The sequence below is a fragment of the Acidovorax sp. LjRoot129 genome, assembly GCF_964253765.1.
Taxonomy (GTDB): Bacteria; Pseudomonadota; Gammaproteobacteria; order Burkholderiales; family Burkholderiaceae_C; genus Acidovorax.
In genome coordinates this window covers 1-4,127 of sequence record NZ_CAXUSE020000005.1, presented here as the reverse complement: position 1 = coordinate 4,127, position 4,127 = coordinate 1, and the positions used below count along the sequence as shown (strand labels likewise).

The window sequence follows — 4,127 nt, the reverse complement described above, 5'->3', positions numbered from 1 at the left end:
TGGAACGACACCTGCCGCCCCCAGCGCCTCTGGGTGCGCGCCACCAGCGGGGTGGACAGCGCGCCGCCCACCACATAGCCCATCACCGGCAACGTGGCCATCCAGCCGAAGGGCGCGAGCTGCAAACCCACCAGGCCGTTGATGGCAATGAAGACGACGTTGTTGGTGAGGAAAAGGCCCTGGCACAGGGCCAGCAGCCACAAATTCTTGTTCACAGTGATGTGGGCGTTGGGGGCGACAACATTCTCGCCGGTGGCCAACTGTTTAAATGTTGTTTGTCCTAACAGTCGAAGGAAGAAAATGACAGGAGAAGAAGCGCAGCGCGGATTTGAAAAATTCGTGGCCGACTGCAACAAGGACCCAGGCTATGGGCCTGACTACGCAGCAGGGGTGACGTTCACAGAATTGCAGCAGGCCTACAAGGCTGCATATCCAAGGACTGACACTCCCATCGTGTTGGAGTCGCCGCGGACAGGCCGCTACGAGCTCTACTGGACCGAGGCCGAGATGAAACGAGATTTCGCATAGTTTCGCGGACGCGAAATTGGGAGGTGTGTCGCATGGCCCACCGCCGCATGGCACATTGGCAACATGCACGTGCCCGTCAAAAGAAAAGGACTGGCGTCCCATCGACGCCAGTCCTTCGTGACATAGCTAAGCTAGCTAGCAGTCACAACAGCCCAGCATTTCGAGGCAGCACTCAGCAAGTTCTGAGCAGCAATCAGATTTGAGCCATGGCCATGCCTGCCATCGACATTAAGACTGCGGCCAAGCCGAATTTCAAAAAATGGTTCTTCATTGGGGTGTTCCTGTTAGGTATGTAATGGAGAGATCAACACATCAAGCTAGCCAGGGGGGGGCGCCACACCGACGCTCCCCAGGAAGAAAACTCCTGGACGGAACCGTCCTGTAAGCCAGTGTTCGAGATAAATCCACCTCGCGAGACAGCGAAGACGGAATCAGGTGCATGCCGCAACTAGTGGACTAGTCTTGTCTCATTTCCTTTAATAAAACGAGAAGAGATTTCTCGACAGCGACACGGTCCCCATCACTCAGGTGGGCAAGCAACTGCTCCGCGTGAGTATCCAGGGCAGCGTTCCAAGCATTGACTGACTGCAACCCTTCGTCGGTGAGCGTGACCAGCCACTTCCGGGAATCGGCGGGATTGTTCACCTTGACGACTAGGCCATGGCCCGCCAATGCTTCCACAGAACGGGAAACCCAGCTTTTTTCACGTCTGAATCGGACGCCGAGTTCAGACAACGCAAGCGGACCGGAGCGCGCCAATTCGGCCAGCAGATTGCATTGGCTGTTCGTAGTGCTGTTGCATTGAATCACCACACTCTGCGCTTGTGTGAACAAGCGAACAACCTCGCGAAGAAGTCTTCCCGAATCAGCAGTTCTCATTTTGGTACTTATTGCAACGACTAGCCCAGGAATTATTCGGCTGCCAACTTCTTTGCTCCAGCGACGTAGCTGCCGACCATAGAGTGCGAAATCGCTTAATGCGAGTGTGCATGTTTCACTGGTTTTGCACTCACCTCCTTATAGGTTGGATCAGCTCGTGTCCCCCGAAGCAGGCGCAGCCCATTACCCACCACCAGCAAGCTCGCTCCCATGTCCGCGAAGACGGCCATCCACATCGTTGCGGTGCCTACCACCGCCATGACCAAGAACACGCTCTTGATACCCAAGGCCAGGGTGATGTTTTGCCAGAGCACGGCATGGGTACGTTTGGACAGACGCACTGTCTCTGCGACGCGCTGCAGGTCATCGTTCATGATGACCACATCCGCCGCTTCCATGGCAGTGTCGGTTCCCGCTCCCCCCATGGCAAAGCCAATGTCGGCCTGCGCCAATGCCGGCGCATCGTTGATCCCATCGCCGGTCATGCCAGTGGCGCCATAGCGCTTTTGCATTTCCTTGATCGCGTCGAGCTTGGCCTCAGGAAGCAGATCGCCGCGTGCATCATCAATCCCGGCCTGCGCAGCGATGGCTTTTGCCGTCGCTGTGTTGTCGCCAGTCAGCATCACGGATGTCACACCCAAAGCCTTGAGATCGACGATGGCCTGTTTGGAGGTTTCTCGGATGGTGTCTGCTACCGCGAACAACGCCAGGACGCGCGCATCGTCCGCCAGGAGGGTTACCGTCCGGCCTTGCTTTTCGTGGGTGGACAGCTCCGCCTCCAACTCTGGCCCGCACAGGCCTAGCTCATGGATAAGACGGTGATTACCTAGCGTCAAACGTACACCATTGACCATGCCTTCAACGCCGCGCCCGGGCAAAGCTTTGAAGCTCTCCGCCTCTGAAGCGTTTACTTCCAGGCCCTGAACAATTGCCTTGGAAACCGGGTGATCGGAACGCGCCGCCAAGCTGGCTGCCATTTGCTGGATTGCGGCCTCATCACCGGCCCCCCACACCTGCCACTTCACCAGCTTGGGTTTGCCTTCGGTGATGGTGCCGGTCTTGTCCAGCGCCACCGCCTTCAGAAGCCGGGCATCTTCCAAGTAGGTTCCGCCCTTGATCAAGATCCCACGGCGCGCTCCCGCGGCCAATCCGCTGACCACCGTGACCGGCGTGGAAATGACCAGAGCGCATGGGCAGGCGATCACCAGCAGAACCAGGGCCTTGTAGAGCGCCTCCAGCCAGGTAAGTCCCATCAGGAAAGGAGTGAGGACCGCCACCGCCACGGCAATGGCGAAGACTGCGGGGGTGTAGATGGAGGCGAACCGATCGACAAAGCGCTGCGTCGGAGCGCGCGTGCCCTGCGCTTGCTCAACGGCTTGGATGATCCTGGCCAGGGTGGTGTTGCTCGACAAGGCTGTGACCTCGAACTCCAGCTCACCAGTCTCGTTGATCGTGCCGGCAAACACCTGGTCGCCAGGTGCCTTGTCCACGGGGATGCTCTCGCCAGTCACGGGGGCCTGGTTGATGGCGCCATTGCCCTTGGTCACCTTACCGTCCAGCGGCACGCGTTCGCCCGGCTTGATGCGCACGGTCGCTCCAATGGCCACCGAAGCCACCGGTGTAGCGGTCCATGCTCCGTTGGTGCCCAGTACCAACGCCTCTTCGGGCGCCAGTTCCAGCAAGCCCTTGATAGCGTTTCGGGCCCGGTCCACTGCCTTGGCTTCGATGAGCTCCGCAATCGCGTACAGAGCCATCACCATCGCGGCTTCTGGCCACTGACCAATGAGGAATGCGCCGGTGACGGCCACCGACATCAGCGCATTGATGTTCAACTTGCCGCGCAGCAGCGCCGCAATGCCCTTCTTGTAGGTGTCGATCCCGGCCAGCCAGATAGCCAGCGCGGCGATGGCCATGCCCGCCACCTTCCAGGCCATCTGGTCGGGCGCGAAAAAGGAGACGACCTCAGCACCTGTCGCAAATACCAACGCCGCTATCAACCGAGAGATGCCACCGGCAAAACCATGTTCGTGGACCTCACCTCCATCAGTTCCACTCCGCTGCGTACTTTGGGCCTCATCGTCCCCCGCCACTGGCTTCGGATCGAAACCCGCTTTTCGGATGGCTTCTAGTGCCAGCGGGTATGCGTTTTCCTCAGCATCGATTTTCAGCGTCCGCGCGCCGAGTTGAAAACCCAAAGAACGGATGCCAGCGACAGGCTCCAGAGCCCGGCGAATTTCCGATTCCTCGGCACTGCAGTCCATGGTGGCGATCCGGTATACCGCGCTTTGCAATGGGCCGGCTGTGGGGGACTGAACTGGAGTTGTCGAACTGGAGGAGCACGACGGGCAACAAGTGTCAACAACGATTGAAGAAGTGCTGGTTTCAGATTTCATGGCTGTATTGGAAACCTTGAAGCCGCTTTAAAGTCAATCAACAAGCGCATGTCACGGTCTTGTCCTACGCCAAACAGATTGAGAACGCTAGGAACTCTGCGCGGCCTGGACCGTTTCCCTTCACTCAACCGACCCGTCAATGAGCGCGAATCTCGATTCCGACACTTGTCATCTGGTGCTCGGACGATGCGAACGGTTTTCCTTGATGCATGCGCGCAATCGCGCCGACTATGGCCAACCCGAGGCCATGGTCACTCTGTCCATGGCTACGGGCAGGATCCGCCCGGAAAAACCGGTCAAACAACTGCGGAAGAATTTCGGGATCGT

The 4,127-nt window shown here is 58.5% G+C and carries 4 protein-coding genes and 1 pseudogene; 1 reads left to right on the top strand and 4 read right to left on the bottom strand.

Going from position 1 to position 4,127, the window contains the following annotated elements:
• Positions 1-215: pseudogene (locus tag ACSQ3Q_RS26210) on the bottom strand (MFS transporter); the annotation flags it as partial.
• Between the two features lie 85 nt (positions 216-300).
• Between ACSQ3Q_RS26210 and ACSQ3Q_RS26205 the strand changes: the two are divergent.
• Positions 301-528: a hypothetical protein gene (locus tag ACSQ3Q_RS26205; protein WP_436137387.1), complete on the top strand. Its 228-nt coding sequence runs from the start codon at positions 301-303 to the stop codon at positions 526-528.
• A 456-nt stretch (positions 529-984) separates the two neighbouring features.
• Here the strand turns inward: ACSQ3Q_RS26205 and ACSQ3Q_RS26200 are convergent, their stop codons facing one another.
• From ACSQ3Q_RS26200 to ACSQ3Q_RS26190, 3 genes are all read right to left on the bottom strand, one after another.
• Complete coding sequence (locus tag ACSQ3Q_RS26200; RefSeq protein ID WP_436137386.1) at positions 985-1,407, bottom strand: MarR family winged helix-turn-helix transcriptional regulator; 423 nt, start codon at positions 1,405-1,407, stop codon at positions 985-987.
• 95 nt (positions 1,408-1,502) lie between these two features.
• Positions 1,503-3,668 carry a heavy metal translocating P-type ATPase gene (locus ACSQ3Q_RS26195; protein ID WP_436137385.1) on the bottom strand — a complete coding sequence of 722 codons (2,166 nt, stop codon included), beginning with the start codon at positions 3,666-3,668 and terminating at the stop codon, positions 1,503-1,505.
• A 268-nt stretch (positions 3,669-3,936) separates the two neighbouring features.
• Positions 3,937-4,127 (bottom strand): ATP-binding protein (locus ACSQ3Q_RS26190; protein ID WP_436137384.1); only part of this gene is annotated, 191 nt, incomplete at its 5' end.